Raw genomic sequence first — 20728 nt, 5'->3', positions numbered from 1 at the left:
CACTCCAACTGAAAACCCCAGCCCAAGCGCTGGCCGACCTGCTCGCCAACCCGGCAGCAGCATGAACCCGTTGCTTCCACCGATGGATTCCGCCCCCCTTCTCCCCTGAAATTTCGAGGGGAGAAGGGCCACATTCAGGGGATATCCGTTCAAATTGCCGGGGGAGGGTACGGCGGGCGCCGGGCGGCGGCGTGGGGTACGGCGGGAACCGGGCGGCGGATGCGCTCGGCGAGCGGCGTACGGGGCTCGGCGAGCGGCGTACGGGGCTCGGCGGCGCGAGTGGGCGGTGGGGTATGGCGACGGCACGGTGATGGTCGCCGTACGGGATTTGGCTGGGTAGGCACTGATATTGGGGGTTCAGCACCGTTAATCAGGGTGCGGAACCCCTGATTTGCGTGGCTAGCCAGGGAAACCGGGGGTTCAGCACCGTTAATCAGGGTGCGGAACCCCTGATTTGCGTGGCTAGCCAGGGAAATGGGCGATGGGGTCAGGGGGTGGGGAGGGTGGCGGCGTTGACGAGGGGGAGGACTCGGTGGGGGATTTGTTCGGCCAGGGCGATCACGGTGGAGGCTCGTTGGATGCCTCGGACGATGACTACCTGGTCGATGACGCGTTGGAGGTCGGCGTTGGAGCGGGCGACGATGCGGCACCAGAGGTCTTCGGCGCCGGTGATGGTGTGCACTTCGAGGACCTCGGGGATGCGAGCCAGAGCAGCGGCGACCGTGGTGTGGCCGGAGCCTTGTTCGATCTGGAGGGTGGCGAAGGCGGTGACGGGGTAGCCGATGGCGGTGGTGTCGATGTCGGGGCCCCAGCCGCGGACGACGCCTTCGCGGTGCAGGCGGTCCAGCCGGGCCTGGACGGTGCCGCGGGCGACGCCGAGCCGGCGCGACGCCTCCAGTACGCCGACCCGTGGCTCGGCCGCGAACAGCTCGAGGATCTGGGCGTCCAGCGCATCGACCGACATGTCGCCTCCCGCAATGGTCAGACTGACCAGATAGTCCAGTGGAGTGCCACCAAGAGTAGACACCTTGCCCAGTGAAAGAACAAACTGTTGCGCAACCTGCATGCCTCCAACCAGGCTCACCCTACTGATCCGATCCTGGAGGAGCCCACCGATGACCAGCACCGACCTCACCCCCGCAGAGCTCGACGCCGATCTCGACCTCGACCAGCTCAAGCAGCTCGTCGGCCTGGTGCCGTACGACGAGAGCACCGACCCGTTCCCGGTGACCGCGCTGGACGCCGTGGTGTTCGTGGTCGGCAACGCCACCCAGACCGCGAAGTACTACCAGCTCGCCTTCGGGATGGACCTGGTCGCGTACACCGGTCCGGAGCACGGCACCAAGGACCACAAGGCCTTCGTCCTCAAGGCCGGCTCGGGGCGCTTCGTCATCACCGGCGGCGTCACCCCGGACAGCCCGCTCAACGACCACCACCGCAAGCACGGCGACGGCGTCTCCGACATCGCGCTCGAGGTGCCGGACGTGGACAAGTGCATCAAGCACGCCCGCGAGCAGGGTGCGACCGTGCTCGAAGAGCCGAACGACATCACTGACGAGCACGGCACCATCCGCCGGGCCGCCATCGCGGCGTACGGCGACACGCGGCACACGCTGATCGACCGCAGCAAGTACAACGGCCCCTACCTGCCGGGGTTCGTCGCGGCCGAGACCCAGGTGCAGCGGCCGGAAGGCCACCCGAAGCGGCTGTTCCAGGCCATCGACCACGTGGTCGGCAACGTCGAGCTCGGCCTGATGGACGAGTGGGTGACGTTCTACAACAAGGTGATGGGCTTCGTGAACATGGCGGAGTTCGTCGGCGACGACATCGCCACCGACTACTCGGCGCTGATGAGCAAGGTGGTGGCCAACGGCAACCACCGGGTCAAGTTCCCGCTGAACGAGCCGGCGATCGCGAAGAAGAAGTCGCAGATCGACGAGTTCCTGGAGTTCTACGACGGCGCCGGCGCGCAGCACATCGCCCTGGCCACCAACGACATCCTGCGCACCGTGGACATCATGCGGGCCAACGGTGTCGAGTTCCTGAACACCCCGGACTCCTACTACGAGGACCCGGAGCTGCGGGAGCGGATCGGCCACGTGCGGGCGCCGATCGAGGAGCTGCAGGCGCGCAAGATCCTGGTCGACCGCGACGAGGACGGCTACCTGCTGCAGATCTTCATGAAGCCGCTCGGCGACCGGCCGACGGTGTTCTACGAACTGATCGAGCGGCACGGCTCGCTGGGCTTCGGCAAGGGCAACTTCAAGGCCCTGTTCGAGGCGATCGAGCGCGAGCAGGAGCGTCGCGGCAACCTCTAACGCTTGCCGGTGGCAACAGGTCACGGCGACACGCGACGTACGGCGTGTCGCCGTCCGATTACCGGAATGACTGTCAAGGCAGGGGTTGTTCGCGTAATGTGCGTTCCTGAGTGCGCGTCGGGGCGTGTGCTCAGGAAGGGTTTCATCATGAGGACTCTGGGCATTCTGCTCAGCACTGCGGGCCTTGCCGGGGTGGGCGCCATCGCGCTCGTCGCCGCGCCGGCCCAGGCCGCCGAGGCGGCCAACTGCTCGGTCGTGAGCCAGGACGACGCACCGATGCTGCGCGGCAATCAGCCGCCCAGCTGGGGCAAGATCTTCGTCTTCAAGGACAGCTGCGGGCGCTTCTGGGCCGAGGTCAGGATGGACTCACCGTTGCCGGCCAATGCGAAGGCCAACGCCTTCCTGGTCCAGAGCGGCGGCCGGACGTGGAACTGCAACAGCTCCGGCGGCAACGACGAGGTCACCCGTGGCCAGCGCACCTGCCGGACACCGAAGGTGCGGGGCAACAACGGTGCCAGCTTCCGGGCCTACGGCGCCGAGTACCAGAACTTCGGTTCCGGCTATTCGGAGCTCGGCAAGAACTACACCAAGTACATCCGCTGACACCGGCAACCAGCGCCAAACGGCGGCCCGGCAACTAGGCTCCCATTATGGGTGAGGCTCGCAGTATCGGTGGAGTGGGCGAGGAACTTCGGCGGCTGTTGCCGCCCGAGGCGCTGGTGACCGATCCGGACCGGATGGAGAGTTACCGGTACGACCGGGCCATGTTCTGCCCGGCCGGGATGCCCGCTGCCGTCGTACTGGCGCGGGAGACCGCACATGTTCAGATCGCGGTCCGGGTCGCTGCCGCGGCCGGTGTGCCGATCGTTCCCCAGGGAGCACGGTCGGGGTTGTCGGGCGCGGCGAACGCGCTCGAGGGCTGCATCGTGATCTCGCTGGAGAAGATGGACAAGATCCTCGAGATCGAGCCCGTCGACCGGTACGTCGTCACGCAGCCCGGCGTCTACAACGCCGTACTGTCTCGTGCCGTGGCCGAGCAAGGCCTGTTCTACCCGCCGGATCCGTCCAGCTGGGAGTTCTGCTCGATCGGCGGCAATCTCTCGACGAACTCCGGTGGCCTGTGTTGCGTCAAGTACGGCGTGACCACGGACTACGTGCTCGGTCTCGAGGTCGTGCTGGCCGACGGCCGGATCCTGCGGACCGGCCGGAAGACCGTCAAGGGCGTCGCCGGCTATGACCTGGCCAAGCTGATCGTCGGCAGCGAAGGCACACTCGGCATCATTACCGAGGCGACCCTGGCGCTGCGTCCGGAGGCTGCGCGCCCGCGGACGATGGCGGCGCTGTTCGGCTCCGGCGTCGCGGCCGGTGAAGCGATCGTCGAGATCATCCGCAGCGGCGTCTCGCTGAGCCTGCTCGAGATCATGGACCGTACGACGATCGCCGCCGTGAACTCGTACAAGCGGATGGACCTGCCGACCGAGGCCGCGGCCATGCTGATCGCCCAGTCCGATGCCGGCGGTGAGGCGGGCGCGGCCGATGTCGCCGCGGTGGCCAAGCTGTGCCGCGACAACGGTGCGATCGAGTGCATCGAGGCGGACGACCCGGCCGAGGGCGAGCTGCTGCTGGAGGCCCGCCGGGCCGCGCTGGTGGCTTTGGATCAGCTCGGTACGACGATGATCGACGACGTCTGCGTCCCGCGGTCCCGGCTGGCCGATTTCATCGGTGCTGTGGAGGCGCTGGCGACCGAGCTCGACATTACTGTCGGTGTCCTCGGGCATGCTGGTGACGGCAACATGCACCCGACGGTGGTCTTCGACCCGACCGACCCCGGTCAGGCCGAGCGGGCCCAGCTTGCGTTCGACCGAATCATGGAGGTGGGCCTTGAGCTTGGTGGCACGATCACCGGTGAGCACGGGGTCGGCGTCCTGAAACGGGCCTGGCTGGCTGAGGAGATCGGCCCGGTCGCGATCGACGTGCACCGCGCGATCAAGACCGCCCTGGACCCGGGAAATCTGCTGAATCCCGGCAAAGTCGTGGCGGGCTGACTGCTGTGACCCAACCGCAACGGAACTGCCGGGGCCATTCGATGTCCATGGCCGTCCAATGTGACGTCGGCCGAGCACTATGGAAGGTAGTTGTCTGAATCTCCGGGGGAACCATCGATGAGGCAGGGTAGGAGGCGCCCTATGCGTATGCAGCGCCTACTGGCCCCTGCCCTCGCGGCCGTGGCGGCACTGAGCGTGCTCGCCGGCTGCGGGAACGGCAGTGGCCTGCGCGTCGAGGGCGCCGAGCCGGCCGATTCCAGTTCCGCCACCGCGCCCACGCCGACCACCGCTCCGACTGTCACGCCCGGGGTCCGATCCGGACCCGCGTCGACCGTCTCCCTGACTCAGGTCAGGACAAATTTGCTGGTCGACAAGGGTCTCGATCCGAACGCGCGGGCGATTCTCACGAATTGCACGGTGATTTCGCGTTGCCTCAGCCAGGGTCCGACCGTTGATGTTATGCACAGCGGTGTTCCTCAGCAGGTCGTCTACATCCATGCCCTGGAAAAGTTCGTGTTCGGCGTGTTCCTGATCGCGCTCGAACCGGCCGGCCCGCGGCGGATCTGGAGCCTGAAGGTGGACCAGCCGACGATCAACGCTAGTCCCCAGGGTGACCTGGTGGTCGAATCCGAGAAGTTCGAGCCCGACGACAAGCCCTGCTGCCCCTCCGGGCGCAAGGTGGAGGTCTACCGTTGGGACGGTCGGCAGATGACCAGGGTGAGCTCGACGGACCAAAAGGGAGACTGAAGTTCGGTGGTACCGGAAGAACCGGCAGCGCGCATTCTCATGGTCGAGGACGACGCGGTGATCCGTGAGGCGACACAGTTGACCCTCGAGCGGCACGGCTACGACGTCACCACGGCCGAGGACGGCCTGGAGGCGATCGAGCGATTCGAGAAGATCCATCCCGATGTGGTGATGCTGGACATCATGCTGCCCGGGCTGGACGGGATCTCGGTGTGCCGCCGGATCCGGGAGACGAGCACGGTCCCGATCGTGATGGTGTCCGCGCGCGGTGACGCGCTGGACGTCGTCCTCGGGCTCGAGGCGGGTGCCGACGACTACGTCACCAAGCCGTTCGACACCCAGGTCCTGGTGGCAAGACTGCGGGCCGTGCTGCGGCGTGCGGTCTCCGACCCGGAGCGCCCGGCTCCGGCGGCCGGCTCCGGGGTGGAGTCGTTCGGCGACCTGGAGCTGGATCGCGAGGCCTTGGAGGTGCGGCGCAGTGGTGCGACCGTGCAGCTGACGCCGACCGAGTTGAAGCTGCTGATCGAGTTCGCGAACAACCCGGGTGTGGTGCTCAGCCGGTCCACGCTGCTGCAGCGGGTCTGGGACTACGAATGGGGTGGCGACGGCCGCCTCGTCGACGTCCACCTGCAGCGTCTGAGGACCAAGATCGGTGCCGACCGCATCGAAACGGTTCGCGGATTCGGATACAAGCTCCGAGCGTGACATGGGCCTGAGAGGAAAACTCGGGCTCATCTTCCTGCTGGTCTCGGCGCTCGCCATTCTGGTCCTGTGTGTTGCGGTCTACACGCAGGCCCAGTCGGCGCGCCTGGACCGGACGCGGAGTTTCGCCGACGAGCGGGTGCAGCTCGCGGCGCAGAGCTACGACCAGACCACGATCCCGGTGTTCGGGTCGAAGCTGGACGATCCGGATCTGCCGCCGCAGTTGCGGTCGGCGGTGCTCGAGGGCAAGCGGGCCACCTTCAAGACGGGTTCGCCGAACGCGAAGATGTGGGCCGCGGTCACCGTCAAGGACGGCAAGATCCTCTCGATCGAGCAGGACTACGAGACCACCGACGAGTCGATGCGGGCGCTGCAGCGCGCCCTCATCCTCGGTGGTCTGGGGACCGTCGGTCTGGTCGCGCTGGTCAGCGTGATCCTGGCCGGCGGCCTGTCCAAGCGGATCGTCGCCGTCGCCGGGACCGCGCGGCGGATCGCCGCTGGTGATCTGGACGCGTCGGCGAAGGAAGCGGTCGGCAAGGGCAAGGACGAGGTGGCTTCGCTGGCCGCGGCGCTGGACACGATGGCCAGCTCGCTGCGCGGTCAGCTGGAGGCGGAGCGCCGCTTCACCGCCGACGTCGCCCACGATCTCCGTACGCCGGTCACCGGGCTGACCACCGCCGCCGAGCTGCTCCCACCCGGGCGGCCGAGTGAGCTGGTCCGCGATCGCGCCAAGGTGTTGCGCCGCTTGGTCGAGGACCTGCTGGAGATCGCCCGCTTCGACTCCGGTGTCGAGCAGGCCGATCTGGAGCTCGTCGGGCTCGGAGCCTTCGTCGGTTCCGCGGTCGGCCGGCTGCGGATGCAGCAGTCGCTCGCGCCCGACAGCGTGGTGGTCGAGTTGAACGGCAAGGACGAGACCGTCTCGACCGACTCCCGCCGGATCGAGCGCATCCTGGCCAACCTGATCGTCAACGGCCTGCGCCACGGCCGCCCGCCGATCGAGGTCACGGTCACCGGTCGCGTCGTCGAGGTCGTTGACCACGGCAACGGTTATCCCGAGGAGTTGATTGCCGAGGGCCCCCGCCGGTTCCGGTCCGGGATGGCCGAGCGCGGCGTCGGCCACGGCCTCGGCCTCACCATCGCCGCCGGCCACGCCAAGGTCCTCGGCGCCGAACTCACCTTCGGCACCGCCCCCACTGGCGGCGCCCTGGCCCGTCTGACCCTCCCGGCACTCGAGACCGACTGAGGTCGTCGTAGTACCTGTTACTGCACTGGTTCTCCAGCAGGGCAAGGGTTTTGGCTGAGACGGAACTGCAACACAACCTCTTGCCGGGTCAGGGCGTCTCCTATGTGACGGGTTCACGACGAGCCCGCGCCAACGAGGGGAAAACAAACATCATGCGTAACCGTTCGCAGTTCGTCCGTCGTACCGCCGCCACCGTCGCGGGCCTCGCTCTCGCCGCCACCGGCTTCGGTGTCGCCGGCGCCCTGCAGGCCAACGCCGCCACCGCGCCGCACCCGGCCGCCGCGACCCAGCCGGCCGTCGCCAAGACGGTGACGATCAAGTCGGACAAGGCCACCGCGAAGGCGTGGGCCAAGGTTTCGTTCAGCGGCAAGACCACCGGGATCGCCAAGAACACGGTCGTCCAGGTCCAGCGCTTCGAGAACAACAAGTGGGTCAACTTCCCGGCCACCACCAAGGTCACCGCGAAGAGCACCTACTCGGTCTGGGTCCAGAGTGGCCGCACCGGCGTCAACAAGTTCCGCGTCGTCTCCGCGAACACCGCCAGCGCCCCGGTCTCCGTCACCATCACCAAGTGATCTGACGCCCGTACCGAACCAGCGGCGCCCGGCTCCCCTCGGGGGAGTGCCGGGCGCCGCTTGTTGTGTTCGATCAGCGAGTGCCGTAGATGTTTAGTTCGGCGGCTGAGCCGAAGACGGCTCCGTTGAGGGAGCTTGTGCCGACGAACTTCACGTAGCGGCCTGCGACTGCGGGGAAGTCGACGCGCTGGACCGCGGTGGAGTTGGGGAACTGGCCGGTTGCGACCGGTGAACCCCAGGTCTGGCCGTCAGTGCTGACATAGACCTCGTAGCCCTTGAACATCCCGTTGGTCCCAGACTGCCGGGGGAGGTAGCTGAGACCGTTTACCTGGTACGTCGATCCGAGGTCGAGCGTCATGTGATGCGGGAACCCGGCCGGCGTACTCACCTCGGACCACGCGGAATGCCAGAGGGTGCTGGGATTCCCGTCCAGCGCGGCCGTCGCCGCACCACCGGTGGCGACGTCCTCGCTGTCCACGTCGGCGACCTTGATCCGGGACTGCGGCACGATCCCCGGCGGCAACACGCTGGCCTCGGCAGTTGCTACTGCCTGACCGCCCGTTGCCGTCAGCCCGTACTTTCCTTCGGCAGTACCAGCCGGCGGAGTGACGTCCCAGGTCGTCTTCACCGTCGCGCCAGCAGCAACGGAGGTGTACGTCGCCGGTGAGGTCGCGGTGATGGTCCATCCCGTCGGGCCGGTCAGGCCGAGCGTGATGTTGTCCACGGCAACGACATCGTTGTTGGTGAACGCTGTCGTGATCGTGTTCGCCTCACCCGAGACCAAGCCGCTCGTCCCGGTGATCGCGACCGACGTGCAGTCGGCCGGTTCGGAGCTGGCGCCGAGATCGGTGATTGCGAAGTTGTCCATGACGAAGTCGGTCTGGTCGCCGCCGTCGGTCAGCTTGCGCAGCCCGACCCAGTTGTCGCCGCCGCACCCGGCCACGAACTCCTGGTCGAACGTCGCCTTGGTCCGCTGCTCACCAATCGGCGTGGCCCCAATCTCCACCGACTCCGGTCGATCCACTCCATGCACCCAGGCGTACTGCCCGGCCCGGCCACTCTCGTAGTCGAAGCTGACCTTGTACTTGTGCCCCGGCTGGAAGTTCACCGTCGCCGGGGTGGTCCGGTAGACCAGTCCCTCGTTCTCCTCATGGGATTTGAGCGACCACTCACCATCCAGTACGTCGTCCACCAGCTTCCCGTTCCAGCCTGCCTGCGTGTACGGCGCATGCTTGCGCGCGAGCACGGTTCGCGGATCGGTCACGCCACCGGCGTCACCCTTCACGAACGGTCCCCAGCCCTGGTCGACGTTCTCGAAGTCGTCCACCAGACCAGCGGCCGGCCGAGTCGTCTCAACCACCCGTACGTCGTCGATCCGCACCTTGGCCGCTCCGGCCGCCGCACCGATACTCAACGAGGCAGTCGAACCCTTCGCGGTGAACACCACGCGATCCCGCTGGTAGTACGCGCCTTGCTTGTCGTCGGAGGCCACCTGGTTCTTGGCCGTCGACCGCACCACCGTGTTCCGGACACCGTCCACCGAAATCGTGGTCGGGCGCGACTTCCCCGGCTCGACCTCGACCCAGGCAGAGGCGCTGTAGGTCTTGCCGCGAGTCAGCCCGGTGATCCGCTGCTGCAGCGAGGAAGAGCGGGTACCGAGCGAGGCAACGTGCTGCCCGTTGGCCAGCGTGTCGATCATCGCGCCGCCCGTGGCGCTCCACGCCTTGAGGTTTCCGCCGTTGAATCCGGGGTCCTGCAGATGCGTCCCGGCACCCCACTCCGCCGGCTTGGGCTGAGGCGCCGCGATCGGGTAGAGCACGTACGGCTGGCCCGCGACCGCGTTCAGGGTGACGGCGCCCCGCCGTACCGGGACTGTGCCGACCTGGACGCGACCGGTGTCGGTCAGCTTGTAGACGCCGAACTTCGGGGCCCACGACAGCGCGGACGGGATCTGCCAGGTCGTGCTGCCGCCGGTCGGGTTGTAGTGGTAGAGCTTCTTGTTCCCGTCCCACGGCAGCAGGTACTTGTCGCCGTCGAGCACCTTCGCGTTCCCGACGGACAGGGTGCGCTTGCCGTCGACGACCGCACCGCGGACGCCGCCGGTGAAGCTGATCTCGCCGGCGTTCCAGTCGGTGATCTTCTGCTGCTGAAGGAACTTGGCCGGCAGGTTCTGCCGCCAGATGTTGGCGTAGAACTTGTTCCAGTCGACCTCGCCGGTCCAGCCCTCGAACTCGACCAGGCTCGCCTGGCCCAGGATCGGGTCGTTGTTCCAGACGTCCTTCTCGTGGTTGCGGACGAACCGGATGATCTGCGAGTTCAGGCCCTTGTTGGTCGGGCCGCCGTAGTCGAGGTCGTTCGCCCAGTGCGGCCAGAGCGAGGTGCGCTCGTGCCGGTCGGCCCACTCGGTGGCGATCTGCCAGCCCTGCGTCCCGAGCTGCCGGGTCAGACCGTCGGCCAGCCAGCCGGACTGGTAGTAGACGTCGATGTAGAGCTCTTGGAGGTTCTTGTCGGTCTCGTCGCGCAGTTGCTGGAACCGCTTGACGATGTTGCCCGAGGCAAGGTCAGGGCGCTGCTTGATGTAGTAGCTCTGGTTCAGCCAGTTCCAGCCCTTGGCGCTCTTGTCGACCAGGTCCTCGCTGAAGGCGTTCGCCTCGGGGTAGGACTCGGTCGCGTTCACGTGGACGCCGAAGCCGGCGTTCCAGCTCTTGCCCTGCTTGAGCAGCGTGTTCAGATCGGCGAGCCCACCCGCGCGGATGTTGTAGTTGCCGCCGTAGTCCGGGTGCGCGGAGTCATGCCCCTCGGAGCCGTACCCCTTCAGGATCGCCATCTGCCCGAGCCCGTCGGTCGCCAGCGAGATCCGCTTGACGTCGTCGAGCGTGCGCAGGAACGGATGCGTCGCCTGGCTGGCGAAGTTGAACGGGATGTGCGTGATGACGCGGTCCTTGACCTGGTCGCCGCCCTGCGGCTCGGTCATGATCGAGCGGAACGCGAGCGCGCCGTCCTGCCAGTCGACCGTCTTGTCCTGGTTCGCGTCCGGCGTCACCACGACCTTTGCCCACGGCAACGGTTCCGGGTACGGCGAAGTGTCCGCGCGGTAGGTCCATTGCCCACTCCACACGCCGACCTGGGTGCTCCCGTCGGTCAACTTGCGGGCGCGGTGCCAGAACCGGGCGCCGTCGTCGACGGACTGACCGGACGGCTTGTCGTAGGTCGAGTTCGACTCGATCCCCGCCGCCAGCCTGCTGGTGTTCACGAACGCGTACGTCGCGCCGACGGCCGCGGCATCGGCAGGCGTCGTACCGGTGACCGGCGTGATCTTGTCCGCGGTCCGCGTCGAGTCCGGGTCCAGCGTGGTGAAGGCGGTCGTCGCCCCGGCGTCCGTGCTGGCGACCGACACCAGATCGTGGTCCGGGATGTCGATCGTGTGCACCCGGCTCGTCTCGGTATCCCGAACATCGTCGATACGGAACGTCGTGATCCGACCGGCCAGGCTCAGACTCGCGTCGAGTTCAACCCCGGGGAGCGCGTCGAAGAGCAGCTTGTACGACGCCTTGCCGCCACTGACCGTGGGCGGATCGGCCAGGTGTGCCGTCCGCGCAACCCCGTCGATCGTGACGGCTGACAACGCCTCGGCCCGCCCAGCGAGAGCCTGGCCGGACGCGTTCTCGACGTACTTGATCACCCGGGGGAACTCGGCTCCCACGGTGACCGTCAACTCCCGCGACCGCAGCGTCAGGTCGCCCGCAGCCTGCGCGCCGGCCGGCGCAGCCAGGACTCCGGCGACGAGCGCTGACACCAGCACTCCACACCCCACTGAACGTTTCATGCGCAAGAAGTTCGCACGTAAGCGCTAACTAGTCAAGAGAAACGAACAGTTATGAACATTCTGGACCGCAGGGGTCCCGGAAAGAAAATTGCCGTTGTCTACCTGCGCAACGGTTGAAAGCTTCCCGGGTCGGTGTTTAGCTGTCGCGATACGTAGCCGACCGGCTACGTGTTCCCGAGCGAAGGGTCACCATCATGAGCCCCACCGCATTCGAGCTGGACATCGACGTCGTTCCCGCCTCCGACCCGACTCTGATCCGGCCCGCCCGGCCGGGCGATGCGCGTGAGGTGGATGAGAAGAGCGGCCTGACACCGGGCACCAGGAACACCTACGCGGTCGGTATCGCCGCCTGCGTTCCCTGCTGCTGACGATCGTCGACTGACGACGTGCCGCCGACGGACAGGTTCCGGCCCGGCGCGTTCGCGGTGCTGCGGTTGGCAGGTGCACCAGCTGCCGCCGCAGCACCTACGCAGAACGCTCCCGACCCGGCCACAGCCACCGACACCGAGCTCTGTGACTATCTCGCCGGTCTGTACGCCGATGAGACGCTCCGCGAGGCGATCGAGCTCTCCAGCCCTTCGCTGGCCGCGGCGGTGGGCAAGCTGCTCGCAGTCAGGCCGGGAGTCTGTGACCGGGGCAAGTTGGAGCGAGCCGTCCTCGCCTCGACGCGGTACCTCTTGCGGATGACGGGTCGGCCGACCCCCTTCGGGCTCATGGCCGGCGTGGCGCCCGTGCGATTCGGTGCGTCGGCGAAGGTCCGGATCGGCGCCGACCACACCAGGGTGGTGCACCCGGACTCCGGCTGGCTGTACGACGGACGGCGTACCGAGCTTCCTGAGCGCGTGGTGGCGAACAATCTCGTCGAGGTCCGCGGCGACCGGGTCGTCCTGCACTACCTGCGCAAGTTCACCGACGAACGCCCTGGGCGCCAACTGTCGATCGCCAACTCTCCGGCCGTCCGCCTGATCCGCGCCGCGGCCCGCCGTCCGATCGAGTACGGCGTCCTTCGCGACCAGCTCCTGGTGGCGCATCCGGAGGCGACGCCCGACCATGCTGATCAGATCCTTCGCCAGCTCCTTGACCGCGAGATCCTGCTCCCCGAGCACGCGCCGAAGGCGGCGACGGGAACAGCGCAGGTCGACCTCCGCATGGATGTGGACCTGCAACTGCCTCAGGATGTCGCCGACGAAGCGGCACGGGCCGCCGAGGTGCTGTGGCGGCTGTCCCCTCCGGGAGACGGCCTGCCCGACCTTGCGGCGTACCACCTGGAGTTCCTTGATCGCTACGGCACCGACCGCGTGGTCCCGGTGCTTGAGCTGCTCGACCCGCACCTGGGCCTCGGTCCGCCTGCGGACTACCGCGTCCCCTTCGGTGAGCGATCCGGCCGGGCCGCGCCTGCGGCCACCCATGCGGAGCTGCGCGACCAGATCCTCGCGGCCGCGCTCGGCGACAACCAGGGCGAACTGGTCCTCGACGAGGCGCTGATCGATCAGCTGGCCGGGACGTCAGACGACCGGCCGCCGGACTCGCTCGATCTGTGCGCCCAGCTGTTCGCCGACTCGGCCGCGGCGGTGGACCGGGGCGACTTCTTGCTCTCGGCAACTAGTGGTTCGATCGCCGCGGGCGCGATGCTCGGCCGGTTCGCGACCATGCTCGGGCTCGAGGGCGAGCTGAGCGAGCTGCTCGCGGGGCCGGCGAACCCACTGCCCGTGCAGCTGCAGTTCCAGCCGTTCGAGCCGCGCTTCGGGAACGTGCTGCGCGAGCCCCGGCTGCTGCCGCACGTGCTCGCCGTCGGTACCTTCGCCGATCCCGATGATCCGGCGGTGATCGACGTCCGTGACGTTGCGGTCGGCACGACCGGCGAGCGGCTGTATCTGTTGTCGACGAAACTCGGTCGCGAGCTGTCGGTCATCCGCCCGAACATGATCAATGTCGTCACGGCGGCGCCCAACGCGGCCCGCTTCCTGGCCGCGGTCGGACTGGCCGGCCGCCGTTTCTGGACGCCGTGGCAGTGGGGCCGGCTGGCGGTCCTCCCGCGGCTGCCCAGGGTCCGCACAGGTCGCACGATCTTGGCCCCGGCCTTGTGGCGCGCGGATCCCGCGCTGGCTGAAACCACCATCGAGTGGGATGCGGCGCTCGACCGCTGGCGGGATCGGTGGCAGGTGCCGGACGTCGTCCGGGTCACGGTCATCGACCATCACCTGGATCTCGATCTGCGCGTTCCGTTGCACCGGAGGTTGTTTCGCGACCAGCTCCGCAAGGAGCCGTCGACAGTGGTCAGCGAGACGCCCGCACAGTACGGCGCTGGGCTCGGTATCACCGGCGGTCATGCCAACGAACTCGTGGTTCCGATCGTCTCGACCGCCGACCAGGAAGCCGTTGCGCCGAACCCGTCCTGGGCGACTGCGACCGCGCCGCGGATCAGGCATCTGCCGGGTGGGGAATGGCTCTACGCCAAGGTCTACCTGATGGCCGACCTCCAGGACGCCTTCCTGGCCGGACCGGTCAGCCGGCTCGTCGAGCGGATGAACGTCGACCGCTGGTTCTTCCTTCGGTACGCCGACCCCGACGCCCACCTGCGCCTGCGCTTCCACCAGGGTGATGTGGCCATCCTGCACGACTGGGCCCGGGAGGCGGCCGGCGCCGGCCTGATCCGCACGATGGTCCTGGACGAGTACGAGCCCGAGACGGTCCGGTACGGCGGTCCCGAGGTTCTGACCGCAGCCGAGGACTTGTTCTGTGCCGACAGCCGAGCGGTCGTCGACCAGTTGCAGCAGCGAGCCCGCGGGCAACTCCAGATGCCGATCGAGTCGCTGACCGCACTGAACCAGCTCGACCTGCTGAGCGGCCTCGGCGACCTCGAACAGTGGTTCGTCGACACCTATCCGATCGACCTGTCCAACGCCGTACCGGTAGCCGGTCGGACGGAGTTTCTTCAACTCCACAAGGAGTTTCAGACGCTCGATTGCTGGCAGCAACGAACGGCCGCTGCTCGTGTGTACGGTGCGGCTGTTGAGCAGAACAAGCAGGCCGTGATGAGTGTCCTGCACCTCCACTCGAACCGTCTGCTCGGGATGGACCGCTCCGCCGAGAACCGTGCGTACGGTCTGCTCCGGGTGGCGCTGCGTCGTCAGCTCGACCGAAGGAGGCACGGCCGATGAAGAACGCCACGGCCGCGATCGTCGCCGAACTAGCCGATCGCCTGCGTGATCCGGAGGCGGTGATCACGGCGACGACGGCCAACGGTGCGGTGATCGACATCGCCGAGCTCCGCTGTCCGCCCTGGGATCCATCCACGCTCTCGCGAGGTCCCGGCGCGCTGGCGGTGCTGTTCTCCGAGCTCGGCGAGCGCGAGGTCGCCCATGACTACCTGCAGCGGACGGTGGCCGCGACGCGGGGGAGTTCCGTCGAAGGTCCACTCGAAGGGCTCGGTGCGCTGGCAACCGCGACCCGCCTGGCGGCGCGGGAACCAGGGGACTACGCGGGCATGCTGGAGCGCCTCGACGGACGGATGATCGAGCATGCACGATGGCTCGTCAGCGTCCAGGCTGCGACGCGACAGGCCGGCGTACCGACCTGCGCAGGTGTCGTCGATGTGGTGAGCGGTCTGAGCGGGGTCGGTCGATACCTGCTGGCTCGCGAGCAGTACGACGTACTCCGCGAAGTGCTGACCAGTCTGGTCTCGTTGCGGGAACCGGTCGTTGTCGAAGGCATCCAGGTTCCGGGGTGGTGGTTCGACGGGACCACGAAGACTGTCGTCGGACCGGAATTCGCCCAAGGTCAAGTGAACTTCGGCCTCGCGCACGGCACACCGGGCCCGCTGGGGCTGCTGTCGCTGGCTTGGATGGCAGGCATTCGGGTCGACGGGCAGGCAGAAGCCGTTGCAGCTATGGCGGATTGGCTCCTGGAGTGGCGAGAGAAAGATGCCTGGGGCCACTATTGGACCGCGTATCTGCCGCTGGCGTACTACGCCGATCGGGACGCGGCCGCTGCTCCACAGCCCGCCCGTGCATCCTGGTGCTACGGCGCACCGGCGATCGCGCGTGCCCTCGAGTTCGCGGCGACTGCCTTCAATCGGCCGGACTGGTCAGCTGCTGGACTGGATGCGTTCCGCTCCTTGCTGAGTCGGCCGCGCGCGCAGTGGGGGATCACCGACGACGCACTCTGCCATGGCTGGGCCGGAATGCTCTACCTGTGCACGCTCTTCGACCGCGCACATCCCGGAGAGGCCTTCGGGCAGGTCGCCGACGAGATCGCTGCCGACCTGGTCGAGCGGTTCGATCCGGCGCTGCCGTTCGGCTATCGCTATCACCAGCCGATCGCGAACCTCTCGCTCGACCTGCCCGGCCTGATGGAGGGCGCGGCCGGTATCGCCCTCGCCCTCGCTGCCTACCTCAGTCCGCCGCGGACCGGCTGGGACTCGGCCCTCCTGCTCAGCTGACCGCCGGGGTGATCCTTCCGGTGACCTCGCCGAGGGCGATGGTGCCGGCGTGGGCGGTGATGGTGACCTCGTCGCCGTCCTCGAGGAAGGTGCGCTGCTCACCCTTCACGGTGATCGGCTCGCGACCGCCCCAACACAACTCCAGGAACGAACCGCGCTGGTCCTTGGCCTCTCCTGAGACGGTGCCGGAGGCAAATAGATCGCCGGTACGGACTTCGGCGCCGTTCACCGACAGGTGAGCGAGCATCTGCGCGGGCGACCAGTACATCTCCCGGTACGGCGGCCGGCTGACCAGCTCGCCGTTCCAGTAGACCTCGAAGGTGATGTCGAGGTTGGTCAACTGCTTGCCGGCCAGGTAGGGCAGGACGGCCGGCTCTTGGGTGCCTAGGGCAACTTCCGCGGACTCGAGGGCGTCCAGGGATACCACCCACGGCGAGATCGAGGTGGCGAAGGACTTGCCGAGGAACGGCCCGAGCGGCACGTACTCCCAGGCCTGGATGTCGCGAGCCGACCAGTCGTTCAGCAGCACCACGCCGTACACGTGCTCCTTGAAGTCGTCGACGGAGATCCGGCTGCCGAGCGCGGACGGCGTACCGACGACGTACCCGAGCTCGACCTCGATGTCGAGACGCAAAGACGGCCCGTACGTCGGTGCTGCCGCGTCCGGAGCCTTGCGCTGACCGGACGGCCGGACGATATCGGTGCCACTGGCAACTACTGTGCCGGCGCGGCCGTGGTAGCCGACGGGAAGGTGCTTCCAGTTGGGCAGCAGCGGTTCGGCATCGGGACGGAAGAGCCGGCCGACATTGGTCGCGTGGTGTTCGGAGGCGTAGAAGTCGACGTAGTCGGCGACCTCGAACGGCAGCAGCATCGTGACCGCGGACTGCGGGATCAGGTGCGGCTCGACGGCGCCTGTCTGCACGAGGTCCAGCAACTGTGCACGCAGAGACGTCCAGGCCGGTCGGCCGAGCGCGAGGAACGCGTTCAGCGTGGGCTCGGCGAAGGTGTCCGAGAGCCCGAGTGGGGTGAGGTCGATGACCTGATCACCGAGCGCCGCACCGATCCGCGGCTCCTCGTCCCCGTGCCGGAAGACTCCCAGCGGCAGGTTGTCCGGGCCGAAAACGCTCACAGCTCCTCCATCAGGTTCAGTGCAGTCAGGTCGTGAAGCGGCTCGGAGATGCTGCAGGAGCCGAAGGAGGTGAACCAGCGCCGGGTGCTCGCGGCTCGGTCCTCGGTCAGTTCGCGAACCCGTTCGGCGAGCTCCAGAGTGTCGTCCCAGCTCAGGAGTTGCACGAGCTCGTCGTGCGAGGCGCCGTCGAGTGAGGCGCGGGTGGCGAGCAGGACGTTGAGGAAACCGTGGTGCTCGAAGCCGGTCGCCGGGTCGGTGTGCCGGATCGCGTTGTGCAGGCCGGCCGTGCACTTGAACGGCACCTCGACGTCCAGGCAGCGCGTGATGAACGTCGCGACCTGGTCCGCCGACGGGAACAGATGAGCGTCCAGGCCGCCGGTCCGCAGCTTGGCGGCGTACCCGGCGTCGGCGATCGCGCCGAGCGCGTGCTCCCAAGCGCCATCCAGCCCGGTCTCGACGTACACGGCCTGGTCGTCGAGGCAGTCCTCAGCGGCCCGTACGACGCGCAGCGCGTTCCGGGCGAGGTCGCCTTCGTCGCGCAGCCGCACCTCGACGCCGGCCAGTTCGAGGCCGGGGGAGCGTTCGGCCCAGCGGACGGCGGGCTCGATCCCGCCGGCACCGCCGGTGATCACGACCGAGATGCGCAGCGGCCCGTCGCCGGCCGCCTCGGCGATCTTCGGCAGGTCCTCGTCGGTACAGATAAAGGTGCCCACGAGATCGGCGTACGGCGCGGCGCGGTGCGCGCGGTGAGCAGTGACGGCCTCGGTCAGCGGCAGGTTGCCCGGGGGGAACATCGCCGCGTCGTCGACCAGGTGCCGGTACAGGGCAGGGACGGTTGACATGGCTCCGAGCCTAACGGATGCTTTCGGTAAGCGGACGCATGCGTTCGATTATCGTACTCGGGAGTCTGAAGAATGACGTTCTACCGGCAGATCGGGCAGATCCCGCCCAAACGGCACACGCAGTTCCGGAACGCCGACGGCGGGTTGTACTACGAGGAGCTGATGGGCGAGGAGGGGTTCTCGTCGGACTCGTCGCTGCTCTACCACGCCGGGGTCCCGTCGGCGATCGTCGACTCCCAGATCTGGGAGCTGCCCGATCTCGCCACCGTCCCGAACCACCCGCTCACGCCGCGGCACCTGAAACTCCATGACCTGTTCACGGACACGTCCGCGACGAACGTGGTTGAGCATCGGCGGTTGGTGCTCGGGAACGGCGACGTACGGATTTCGTACGTCGTGGCCGAGCAGCCCTCGCCGTACTACCGGAACGCGATCGGCGACGAGTGCGTGTACATCGAGAAGGGCTCGGCCACCGTTGAGACGGTCTTCGGCGTACTGAGCGCTGTTGAAGGCGACTACGTGATCATTCCGCGGGCGACCACGCACCGCTGGCTGCCCGGTCCGGACGGCGTCTTCGCGTACTGCATCGAGGCGAACTCACACATCGCCCCGCCCAAGCGGTACCTGTCGCGGTACGGGCAGTTCCTGGAGCACTCGCCGTACTGTGAGCGGGACCTGCATGGGCCGACCGAGGCGTTCACGGTCGAGGGGACGGACGTCGAGGTGCTGGTGAAGCACCGCGGGAACGGCCCGAGCGGGATCGTCGGCAGCCGGATGACGTACGCGACGCATCCGTTCGACGTGGTCGGCTGGGACGGCTGCCTCTATCCGTACACGTTCAACGTGAGCGACTACGAGCCGATCACCGGCCGGATCCACCAGCCGCCACCCGTGCACCAGGTGTTCGAGGGCTACAACTTCGTCATCTGCAACTTCGTCCCGCGCAAGGTCGACTACCACCCGCTCTCCGTGCCGGTGCCGTACTACCACTCGAACGTCGACTCCGACGAGGTGATGTTCTACTGCGGCGGCGACTACGAGGCGCGCAAGGGATCCGGCATCGGCCTCGGCTCGATCTCCCTGCACCCCGGCGGCTACGCCCACGGCCCGCAACCCTCCTCGATCGAGGCGTCCCTGGGCGCGGAGCGCTTCGAGGAACTCGCCGTCATGGTCGACACCTTCCGCCCCCTCGAACTCGGCGAAGGCGGCCAGTCGGTCGACGACGGCGTCTACGCCTGGACCTGGGCCGGCCGCCGCCTTCAGCCCTGATGTCGGGGGTGGGCCGGTGGGATGGGATTCTTACCGGATGAGCGAGGAGGCGGGGTTCGTCGTCGGGGTCGATCGGCAGGCGGTGATGCGGCGGCGTGAGGTGGTCAGCACGGTGTTGCGCCGGGGGGCTTGGGCGACGCTGGTGATCGGTGCCATCGGCATCCTTGGGGCGCTCTACGTGCTGATCACGATGCGCTACTCGGGACTCTGGCCGTTCGCCGTACTGCTGATCGTGGCCATGCTGCCGCTCGTCGTCAGTACCGTCCTCGCCCTCCGCCTCGACTCCGAACGGCAACGCTGGTACGCCGCCTTCCCGCTCCAGGACGTCGCGATGCGGATGACCGAGCGCGGCCTCGAACTAGCCTGCGACGGCGCTGGCTACCCGGTCATGCTTCCCTGGGGGACCGTCACCGGCTTCCGTCAGAAGAAGCTCTTCGGTCAGTACATGCTCGAGCTCGTCATTGCCCCCGGAGTAGGCGCCACCACCGCCGGAGTACGCGGCCTGGACCAACCCGCCGTACGGGCCGTCGTCAAGCCCAGCCCCCTCCTGCACCCCATCGGCATGTTCCTGGTCAAAGCCCTCGACCAACCGGTCCACGTCATCGACCAGGCTCTCCAGCACTACTCCAAGGGCTCAGCCGCCGTACAGCACTGACCCCGATCGCCCGCGCCCCGCGCCGCCACTGGCAATCGCGACAACGTCCGAAAACACGCCGACCACGTACTGCGATCCTTCGGACGCTAGGTGGTCAGCAGGGGAGGGAGTGGAAGGTGTAGCCCTGGCGCTGGAGTTTGGTGAGGGCGCGGTCGAGGGCGGCGACGGTTTCGGCGCGGTTGCCGCCGCCGTCGTGCATCAGGATGATGGCGCCGGGGCGGGCGCCGATCAGGATGGCGTGCTCGATGGCGGCCGCGCCGGGCTTCTTCCAGTCGTTGGTGTCGACGTCCCAGAGGACCTGACGCTGGTGGTTGGCCTTGGCGGTCGCCTCGACGGCCGCGTTCGTGTCGCGGAACGGCGGCCGGAAGCACTTCGACTTCACGCCGGAGAAGATCTCCTGGCGCATCTTGGCGGCCGGGAGCTTGGTCAGCATCGGGTGGTCCCAGGTGTGGTTGCCGATGTGGTGCCCGGCGGCGCGCTCCACGTCGAGCAGGTCCGGCCGCTTGGCCGCCTCGGAGCCGAGCACGAAGAACGTCGCGTGCGCGTTGTACTTGCGCAGGATCTGCAGCACCTTCGGCGTCCAGCCGGCGTGCGGGCCGTCGTCGAAGGTGAGGTAGAGGACCTTGCCGTGCTTGGTCAGGTTCCAGTCGTCGACGGCCGGCTTGGCCTTCGGCCCTTGATGCTTGGGCCCCGGCCCGGACGGCTTGTGCGGGATCGGGTTGCCGCTCAGCGGAGCGTGCGCCACCGTCTGGACAGCAGGCGACGACGCCTTGACCGGTGAGTCGGAAGGCTGGGCGGCCTGAGCGAGAACGGCACCGCAGAGCAAGGCGGCGACCAACGGCAGGAGCTTGCCGGGCGGCCCGGTCACGGAGCCTCCCGCCCTGGTCTGGAGCGCATGGGGAGCGGAGCGACTGGAACGACGAGGGAAGGGCGGGA

Annotated in this window: 17 protein-coding genes; 12 read left to right on the top strand and 5 right to left on the bottom strand. The window is 67.8% G+C overall.

Going from position 1 to position 20728, the window contains the following annotated elements; genetic code table 11:
• Positions 1-487 precede the first annotated feature (487 nt).
• Complete coding sequence (locus tag ACFVWG_RS40035) at positions 488-1027, bottom strand: Lrp/AsnC family transcriptional regulator (protein WP_391548753.1); 540 nt, start codon at positions 1025-1027, stop codon at positions 488-490.
• Between the two features lie 88 nt (positions 1028-1115).
• Here ACFVWG_RS40035 and hppD point away from each other — a divergent pair, with 88 nt between their 5' ends.
• The 7 genes from hppD to ACFVWG_RS40000 all read left to right on the top strand — a co-directional run bounded on the left by hppD (position 1116) and on the right by ACFVWG_RS40000 (position 7630).
• Positions 1116-2318, top strand: a complete 1203-nt coding sequence (gene hppD, locus ACFVWG_RS40030; protein ID WP_391548752.1) for a 4-hydroxyphenylpyruvate dioxygenase — start codon at positions 1116-1118, stop codon at positions 2316-2318.
• A 147-nt stretch (positions 2319-2465) separates the two neighbouring features.
• Positions 2466-2921, top strand: a complete 456-nt coding sequence (locus ACFVWG_RS40025) for a hypothetical protein (protein WP_391548751.1) — start codon at positions 2466-2468, stop codon at positions 2919-2921.
• A gap of 47 nt (positions 2922-2968) precedes the next feature.
• A complete protein-coding gene (locus ACFVWG_RS40020; RefSeq protein ID WP_391548750.1) occupies positions 2969-4363 on the top strand; it encodes an FAD-binding oxidoreductase in 1395 nt (464 codons plus the stop codon).
• Between the two features lie 141 nt (positions 4364-4504).
• Positions 4505-5110: a hypothetical protein gene (locus ACFVWG_RS40015; RefSeq protein WP_391548749.1), complete on the top strand. Its 606-nt coding sequence runs from the start codon at positions 4505-4507 to the stop codon at positions 5108-5110.
• A gap of 6 nt (positions 5111-5116) precedes the next feature.
• Positions 5117-5815, top strand: a complete 699-nt coding sequence (cseB, locus tag ACFVWG_RS40010; protein ID WP_132409936.1) for a two-component system response regulator CseB — start codon at positions 5117-5119, stop codon at positions 5813-5815.
• A gap of 1 nt (position 5816) precedes the next feature.
• On the top strand, positions 5817-7055 hold the full coding sequence (locus ACFVWG_RS40005; RefSeq protein WP_391548748.1) for an ATP-binding protein: 1239 nt from the start codon (positions 5817-5819) through the stop codon (positions 7053-7055).
• A gap of 152 nt (positions 7056-7207) precedes the next feature.
• Positions 7208-7630 (top strand): hypothetical protein, encoded by a 423-nt coding sequence (locus ACFVWG_RS40000; protein WP_391548747.1) that lies wholly within the window; start codon positions 7208-7210, stop codon positions 7628-7630.
• 73 nt (positions 7631-7703) lie between these two features.
• Here the strand turns inward: ACFVWG_RS40000 and ACFVWG_RS39995 are convergent, their stop codons facing one another.
• Entirely contained in the window at positions 7704-11456 is a 3753-nt protein-coding gene (locus ACFVWG_RS39995) for an endo-alpha-N-acetylgalactosaminidase family protein (protein WP_391548746.1), read from the bottom strand.
• Positions 11457-11650: 194 nt separating this feature from the next.
• Here ACFVWG_RS39995 and ACFVWG_RS39990 point away from each other — a divergent pair, with 194 nt between their 5' ends.
• From ACFVWG_RS39990 to ACFVWG_RS39980, 3 genes are read left to right on the top strand one after another with little or no spacing between them, the layout of a single operon-like run.
• The gene (locus ACFVWG_RS39990; RefSeq protein ID WP_391548745.1) at positions 11651-11824 is read left to right on the top strand and encodes a hypothetical protein; all 174 of its coding nucleotides are present in this window, start codon (positions 11651-11653) and stop codon (positions 11822-11824) included.
• Between the two features lie 18 nt (positions 11825-11842).
• Positions 11843-14617: a lantibiotic dehydratase gene (locus ACFVWG_RS39985; RefSeq protein WP_391548744.1), complete on the top strand. Its 2775-nt coding sequence runs from the start codon at positions 11843-11845 to the stop codon at positions 14615-14617.
• Positions 14614-15897: a lanthionine synthetase C family protein gene (locus tag ACFVWG_RS39980; protein WP_391548743.1), complete on the top strand. Its 1284-nt coding sequence runs from the start codon at positions 14614-14616 to the stop codon at positions 15895-15897. The genes ACFVWG_RS39985 and ACFVWG_RS39980 overlap by 4 nt, the downstream gene beginning before the upstream one ends.
• Here the strand turns inward: ACFVWG_RS39980 and fahA are convergent.
• Both fahA and ACFVWG_RS39970 read right to left on the bottom strand, forming a co-directional pair.
• The gene (gene fahA, locus ACFVWG_RS39975; RefSeq protein WP_391548742.1) at positions 15890-17026 is read right to left on the bottom strand and encodes a fumarylacetoacetase; all 1137 of its coding nucleotides are present in this window, start codon (positions 17024-17026) and stop codon (positions 15890-15892) included. The genes ACFVWG_RS39980 and fahA overlap by 8 nt on opposite strands.
• Positions 17023-17868, bottom strand: coding sequence for a hypothetical protein (locus ACFVWG_RS39970; protein ID WP_391548741.1), 846 nt, complete (start codon positions 17866-17868; stop codon positions 17023-17025). Before ACFVWG_RS39970 ends, fahA begins: the two co-directional genes overlap by 4 nt.
• A gap of 72 nt (positions 17869-17940) precedes the next feature.
• On the opposite strand from ACFVWG_RS39970, the gene ACFVWG_RS39965 reads away from it, so the two are divergent.
• Entirely contained in the window at positions 17941-19137 is a 1197-nt protein-coding gene (locus ACFVWG_RS39965) for a homogentisate 1,2-dioxygenase (protein WP_391548740.1), read from the top strand.
• Positions 19138-19174: 37 nt separating this feature from the next.
• On the top strand, positions 19175-19792 hold the full coding sequence (locus ACFVWG_RS39960) for a hypothetical protein (protein WP_391548739.1): 618 nt from the start codon (positions 19175-19177) through the stop codon (positions 19790-19792).
• A gap of 94 nt (positions 19793-19886) precedes the next feature.
• Here the strand turns inward: ACFVWG_RS39960 and ACFVWG_RS39955 are convergent, their stop codons facing one another.
• The gene (locus tag ACFVWG_RS39955) at positions 19887-20660 is read right to left on the bottom strand and encodes a polysaccharide deacetylase family protein (protein WP_391548738.1); all 774 of its coding nucleotides are present in this window, start codon (positions 20658-20660) and stop codon (positions 19887-19889) included.
• Positions 20661-20728 lie beyond the last annotated feature (68 nt).

It is taken from the genome of Kribbella sp. NPDC058245, from assembly GCF_042882005.1.
Lineage (GTDB): Bacteria > Actinomycetota > Actinomycetes > Propionibacteriales > Kribbellaceae > Kribbella.
Note: the sequence above shows the minus strand (reverse complement) of the source record. Positions and strands in the feature narration are given on the sequence as shown.

Coding starts and splice junctions, on each gene's coding strand:
- ACFVWG_RS40020 (WP_391548750.1), top strand. CDS start 2,969: ATGGGTGAGGCTCGCAGTATCGGTGGAGTGGGCGAGGAACTTCGGCGG.
- hppD (WP_391548752.1), top strand. CDS start 1,116: ATGACCAGCACCGACCTCACCCCCGCAGAGCTCGACGCCGATCTCGAC.
- ACFVWG_RS39970 (WP_391548741.1), bottom strand. CDS start 17,868: ATGTCAACCGTCCCTGCCCTGTACCGGCACCTGGTCGACGACGCGGCG.
- ACFVWG_RS39990 (WP_391548745.1), top strand. CDS start 11,651: ATGAGCCCCACCGCATTCGAGCTGGACATCGACGTCGTTCCCGCCTCC.
- ACFVWG_RS39965 (WP_391548740.1), top strand. CDS start 17,941: ATGACGTTCTACCGGCAGATCGGGCAGATCCCGCCCAAACGGCACACG.
- ACFVWG_RS39960 (WP_391548739.1), top strand. CDS start 19,175: ATGAGCGAGGAGGCGGGGTTCGTCGTCGGGGTCGATCGGCAGGCGGTG.
- ACFVWG_RS40025 (WP_391548751.1), top strand. CDS start 2,466: ATGAGGACTCTGGGCATTCTGCTCAGCACTGCGGGCCTTGCCGGGGTG.
- ACFVWG_RS39995 (WP_391548746.1), bottom strand. CDS start 11,456: ATGAAACGTTCAGTGGGGTGTGGAGTGCTGGTGTCAGCGCTCGTCGCC.
- ACFVWG_RS40005 (WP_391548748.1), top strand. CDS start 5,817: ATGGGCCTGAGAGGAAAACTCGGGCTCATCTTCCTGCTGGTCTCGGCG.
- ACFVWG_RS40000 (WP_391548747.1), top strand. CDS start 7,208: ATGCGTAACCGTTCGCAGTTCGTCCGTCGTACCGCCGCCACCGTCGCG.
- ACFVWG_RS39980 (WP_391548743.1), top strand. CDS start 14,614: ATGAAGAACGCCACGGCCGCGATCGTCGCCGAACTAGCCGATCGCCTG.
- ACFVWG_RS40015 (WP_391548749.1), top strand. CDS start 4,505: ATGCGTATGCAGCGCCTACTGGCCCCTGCCCTCGCGGCCGTGGCGGCA.